This window comes from Stenotrophomonas sp. 2YAF22, from assembly GCF_052114665.1.
Taxonomy (GTDB): Bacteria; Pseudomonadota; Gammaproteobacteria; order Xanthomonadales; family Xanthomonadaceae; genus Stenotrophomonas; species Stenotrophomonas indicatrix.
The window spans coordinates 1-4,574 of the sequence record NZ_JBFRFE010000341.1; the positions used below are offsets into that span (position 1 = coordinate 1).

Below are 4,574 nucleotides of genomic sequence, written 5' to 3' on the forward strand. Positions count from 1 at the left end.
GGGTGTGGCTGATGGCAAAGCGACGGCTGGCCGCGTGGCCGGTCGGCCTGCTGTCGGTCGCGCTGTACGGCGCGGTGTTCGCCGAAGCCAAGCTGTACTCGGACACGCTGCTGCAGGTCGCCTTTGGTGGTTTCCTGGTCTACGGCTGGATCAACTGGCGCCAACACGCGGCCGATGAAGGCAGCATCCGCATCGTGCCGCTGGCGCGCGGCACGCTGCTGCGCGACCTCGCCATCGGCCTGTGTGGCGGCGTGGCGCTTGGCGCCGGCATGCACACCTTCACCGATGCAGCGTTGCCGTGGCTGGACGCGATGCTGACTGCACTGAGCCTGGTCGGGCAATGGTGGCAGGCACGCCGGCACACGGCCTGCTGGTGGGTGTGGATCGTGGTAGACGTGGTCTACGTGGGCGCCTATCTGTTCAAATCGCTGCACGTGACCGCCGCGTTGTACGTGTTCTTCCTGGGCCTGGCGCTGTTCGGGCTGCGGGCATGGCGCGCCGCCGCGCGCGAGCCGCAGGCAGTACCTGCGCAGTAGAGCCACGCCATGCGTGGCTGCGTTTGGTAGATGCCGACCTTGGTCGGCAGGTGAGCGCCAACCAAGGTTGGCGTCTACCGATGCCCGGCATCCACGCATGGCGTGGCTCTACTGGGTAAGGGTCAGCCCCAATCGCAGTGGCTGTCGCATGTCCTTCGGCGGCGCCGCCGGCAACGGCGTGGCCTGCAGCGCCGCACGCAGATCGGCATCGACCCGTGCATCACCCAGGCTGTCGAATTCCAGTTTCGAGATGGCGCCATCGCCGGCGATCCACACGCTCACCACCAACGGCGCCGGCGCATCGGGGTGTTCCTGCAGCCAGGCCAGCAGGCGCTGCGCGTGCGGATCCTGCTCCTGCTGCAGACGCTGCTGCAACTCGCCGCTGACGGAGGCGGCATAGGCCATCCAATGCGCAGGCGCGTCCTGTGCGGACACGCTGGCGCTCCCCAGCGCCAACAGGCCCAGCAACCATGCCAACGGGCGCCAGCCACGGCGCGAGGTGCGCTTGTTTCCTGCGGAAGCCATCACCCACGTCTCCACGTCCATCCCAACGCGTCATGGTCGGCGCCGTAGATGACAGGCAGATGGCGGCGCAGTAGAGCCACGCCATGCGTGGCTGTTCCGGGCAACCGGTTGATCCATCCACGCATGGCGTGGATCCACCTGGCTGCCCCACCCGGCGTGATCAGTCGCCCAGGTCGGCCAGCACCTTGCGCGAGGGCGCAAAGAAGGTGACGCCCGTGGTCGCGGTGGAGAAATCGAGGATGCGGTCGTGCAGCGGCGCGGGATTGCCGATGAACATCCGCTCCAGCATCTTCTCGATCACCCACAGCCGGCGCGTGTAGCCGATGAAGTAGGTGCCGTACTCGCCGCGCCCCGGATTGGCGAAGGGCATGTTGTCGCGCAGGATCTCGTGCTCGCCGTCGGCATCCTCGATGGTGCACAGCGTCTTGTGCGACTTCTGCGCCTCGGCCGGTGCGTCGTCCAGCTCGATGTTGTCGTGCTTGGTGCGGCCGATGATCGCCTCCTGCGCCTCGGTCTTCTGCGCACGCCAGGCATCGAGGTTGTGCAGGTACTTCTGCACCACCACGTAGCTGCCACCGGCATGGTCGGGATCCTCGTCGCCGACGATGGTCGCCTCCGGCAGTGACAGACCCTCGGGGTTGGCCGTGCCGTCGACGAAGTCGAGCAGGTCGCGGCCGTCGAAGTAGCGGAAACCGGCCACGTCATCCACCGCGTCCACCGCATCGCCGAAGGCCATCATCAGGTTGCGCTCGAAGGCCACGATCAGGTCCATCGTGCGTGCACGGATGTGGTACAGCAGGTCGCCCGGCGTGGAGACTGCCGTGTGGGTCGCACCCTTCACTTCCTGGAACGGCTTCAACTCGCGCGGCGGCGTACTGCCCACCAGCGGCGCCCACACGCGGTGGCCGATGGCCACGTTGCAGGTGAAGGTGCGCTCGATCTCGCGGATGGCGGTGTTCTTGATCAGGTCATCGGTGCTGGCCAGCACCTCGCGTACTTTCGCCAGCGACGCCGCATCGTCCTTCACCGTCAGCACCAGGAACGCAGCCGAATGGGTCAGCGGCGCGGTGATCTGCTGCGGCTCGTTGTCGAGCGTGTGGTTGAGGGCGGTGATGGGTGCGGGCTGGGCGTTCACGATGGTTCCTGCTGGCTTGAGGCGGGCACATCGCCTGCGGCAATGTGCGGGCGATCATAGCGGAACGACCTTGCCGGCGACGGAGCAGTTCTCAGTTCGCGGTGGTCAGCCGACGGGCGCCAGCCACTCGTCGGCAAGCACCTGTGCCTGCTGCCCGCTGTCGGTGATCGAGTGCTGTGGCTGCTGCACCCACCACTCCCCGTGCCACTGCGGCCGCATGTGTCCGCGCAGGAACCGCTCGACGCGAAAGCGCTGCCCGACACGAAGGATGCAGGCCAGCCGCGTGCGGTCCTGCGAGACCACGGACACCTGCAGCTGCCAGCCGTCCGCAGCATCGCGCAGCAGATTCGCTCCATCGATCTCGATCACGTCCATGCTGTGGCTACGCCGTGGTCACGGTGAACTGCCGAGGCGTGCGCCACGCAACCCGCTGGTAGGGTCCCTCCAGCACACCGCCATCGCGGAGATGCTCGAACACGTCGGCCGGGCACCACTCCCTGCCCGCCGAGAAGGCGACGCCGAGATCACGCAGGCGGCGGAAGACGGCGGCCTTGGCTGCATCGTCGGGGACCGGCAGGGTGAGGGTGTCTTCTTCGCCAGCGGTGAAGCCCAGCGCCTGCAGCGAGGCCCGCGAGCGGCCATTGAACAGCACCACCTTGATGCAGTTGCCGTCGGCCTGCCTTACATAGGCGTCGATGTGCGTTTCCATTGGCGGATTGTAGAGGCAGACGGATCAGCTGGCGTCGCTCCACACCGCCAGCACGTAGCCGTCCAGATCGCGGAAATGGAAGCGACGGCCGCCGGGAAAGGCAAACACGGCCTGCACGATCTCGCCGCCCGCTGCGAGGATGCGCTGCTGCGCGTCGGCAAGGTCCACGCAGTACACGATGACCAGCGCGCCTCCTGAGGGCGTCACTGCCTCGTCGGCGACAAAGCCACCTTTGAGGCGGCCGTCATCGAACTCGGTATAGGCCGGGCCGTAGTCGGTGAAGGACCAGCCGAAGACCTGCCCATAGAACTGCTTGCTGCGGGCGATGTCGGCGACGTTGAATTCGATGTTGTCGATGCGGCGTTCGGCAGCGGTGGTGTCTGCGTGGCTCATGGTGCGGCTCCGTGGTTGGAGCGCACAGCATCGGTCAGGGTCGGGCCCGGGTCTTGAACGAAACGGCCATCAACGTCCCCACTGCTGGCGCAGCGCGCTTGCCGTCAGGCCGGCAAGCTCGCGGGCTTCGCGGCTGAGGTGGGCCTGGTCGGCATAGCCCGCCTCCACGGCCAGCATCGCCAGACCGTGCGCGGGTTGGGTCTGGCTGCAGCGCAGGAACCGCTGCAGACGCAGGATCCGCTCCAGCGACTTTGCTCCGTAACCGAACTGCGTCTGGCTGAAGCGACGCAGGGTGCGCGGGCTCATCGCCAGATGTGCGGCGAGTGCGTCGATGCTGGCATCACCTCTGGCAGCGTGCGCGAACAGCGCATGCGCGCGGCGTGTGTGTTCGTCCAGCACGGCCGCCGGCATGTTCCGCTGCAGGCTGTCAGCCAGGCGCTGCAGGCGCTGGTCGGGCGCGGCGTCACCGATCGAGGCCGCAACCTGCGTCGCCCAGCGGGCGTTGAATTCGATCAGGGGCACGGCTTGGCCGACGATGCCGGACAAGTCGATGCCGAGCGCAGACGATGCCTGGCCTGGCCGGAACCGCGCGCCCAGCACCTGTGCCCCGGGGGCCAGTTGCGGGTGTGCGGCGGTACGGTCCGGCCCCACCACGAACAGCGCACCGTCACGCCAGAGAATGTCCACGCAGCCATCGGGCAGCACGGTGATGTTGCCACTGGCGTCAGCAGGCAACTGGCTCTGCCAGAGCTGGCCGAACTGGCCACGCAGCGGCGCAGGCGCCAAGTGTTCCTGGTAGGCCGAGCCGGTGCCAGCGGGAGTGGAGGGATCGCCCATGCCCCATTGTGGCAAAGCGATGCCGGAAAAAGAGAAGCCCGGCACGAGGCCGGGCTTCGCTGGCGTGTGGGAGAGAGATCACACGCCAGTTACACGCACTAACGACAGGCGTTTGTTACCAGCTGAAGCGCGGGCCCACGAACCACTCGCGGTCGCCGGCCTTGGCCAGCTTCACTTCGCCACTCAGGCCCCAGTTCTGGTTGAACTTGGCGGTGGCGCCGACACGGCCGTAGAACTCGCCGTCCGGGTTGATGCCGTGCTTCTTGCTGTAATCCTCGTAACCGGCCAGCGCATAGCCTTCCAGGTACGGGTTGAACGCGGTGCGCACGCCCACTTCAGTGGAGTAGCCGTTGAAGTCCAGGCCGTGCTTCATGTCGAACTTCTGGTATGCAACACGAGCCACCAGGTCGGTGTTCGGTGCGATGCCGTAGTTGTAGCC

The 4,574-nt window shown here is 67.0% G+C and carries 7 protein-coding genes and 1 pseudogene; 1 reads left to right on the plus strand and 7 read right to left on the minus strand.

Annotation, left to right across the window (positions count from 1 at the left end; translation table 11 throughout):
- The first annotated feature begins 2 nt into the window (after positions 1-2).
- Positions 3-536 carry a nicotinamide riboside transporter PnuC gene (gene pnuC / locus AB4Y84_RS13875; protein ID WP_442250298.1) on the plus strand — a complete coding sequence of 178 codons (534 nt, stop codon included), beginning with the start codon at positions 3-5 and terminating at the stop codon, positions 534-536.
- Between the two features lie 108 nt (positions 537-644).
- Here the strand turns inward: pnuC and AB4Y84_RS13880 are convergent, their stop codons facing one another.
- The 7 genes and pseudogenes from AB4Y84_RS13880 to AB4Y84_RS13910 form a co-directional block, all read right to left on the minus strand.
- On the minus strand, positions 645-1,061 hold the full coding sequence (locus AB4Y84_RS13880; RefSeq protein WP_088100877.1) for a TonB C-terminal domain-containing protein: 417 nt from the start codon (positions 1,059-1,061) through the stop codon (positions 645-647).
- Between the two features lie 160 nt (positions 1,062-1,221).
- A complete protein-coding gene (locus tag AB4Y84_RS13885; RefSeq protein WP_312786268.1) occupies positions 1,222-2,196 on the minus strand; it encodes a Dyp-type peroxidase in 975 nt (324 codons plus the stop codon).
- Between the two features lie 105 nt (positions 2,197-2,301).
- Positions 2,302-2,571, minus strand: coding sequence for a hypothetical protein (locus AB4Y84_RS13890; protein ID WP_080150305.1), 270 nt, complete (start codon positions 2,569-2,571; stop codon positions 2,302-2,304).
- Positions 2,572-2,578: 7 nt separating this feature from the next.
- Positions 2,579-2,905: a hypothetical protein gene (locus tag AB4Y84_RS13895; protein ID WP_312786270.1), complete on the minus strand. Its 327-nt coding sequence runs from the start codon at positions 2,903-2,905 to the stop codon at positions 2,579-2,581.
- A 24-nt stretch (positions 2,906-2,929) separates the two neighbouring features.
- Positions 2,930-3,298, minus strand: a complete 369-nt coding sequence (locus AB4Y84_RS13900) for a VOC family protein (protein WP_025875894.1) — start codon at positions 3,296-3,298, stop codon at positions 2,930-2,932.
- A gap of 69 nt (positions 3,299-3,367) precedes the next feature.
- Positions 3,368-4,135, minus strand: coding sequence for a DUF6597 domain-containing transcriptional factor (locus AB4Y84_RS13905; RefSeq protein ID WP_442243977.1), 768 nt, complete (start codon positions 4,133-4,135; stop codon positions 3,368-3,370).
- A gap of 115 nt (positions 4,136-4,250) precedes the next feature.
- A pseudogene (locus AB4Y84_RS13910) lies at positions 4,251-4,574 on the minus strand (Ax21 family protein); the annotation flags it as partial.

Coding starts and splice junctions, on each gene's coding strand:
- AB4Y84_RS13890 (WP_080150305.1), bottom strand. CDS start 2,571: ATGGACGTGATCGAGATCGATGGAGCGAATCTGCTGCGCGATGCTGCG.
- AB4Y84_RS13905 (WP_442243977.1), bottom strand. CDS start 4,135: ATGGGCGATCCCTCCACTCCCGCTGGCACCGGCTCGGCCTACCAGGAA.
- AB4Y84_RS13880 (WP_088100877.1), bottom strand. CDS start 1,061: ATGGCTTCCGCAGGAAACAAGCGCACCTCGCGCCGTGGCTGGCGCCCG.
- AB4Y84_RS13900 (WP_025875894.1), bottom strand. CDS start 3,298: ATGAGCCACGCAGACACCACCGCTGCCGAACGCCGCATCGACAACATC.
- AB4Y84_RS13895 (WP_312786270.1), bottom strand. CDS start 2,905: ATGGAAACGCACATCGACGCCTATGTAAGGCAGGCCGACGGCAACTGC.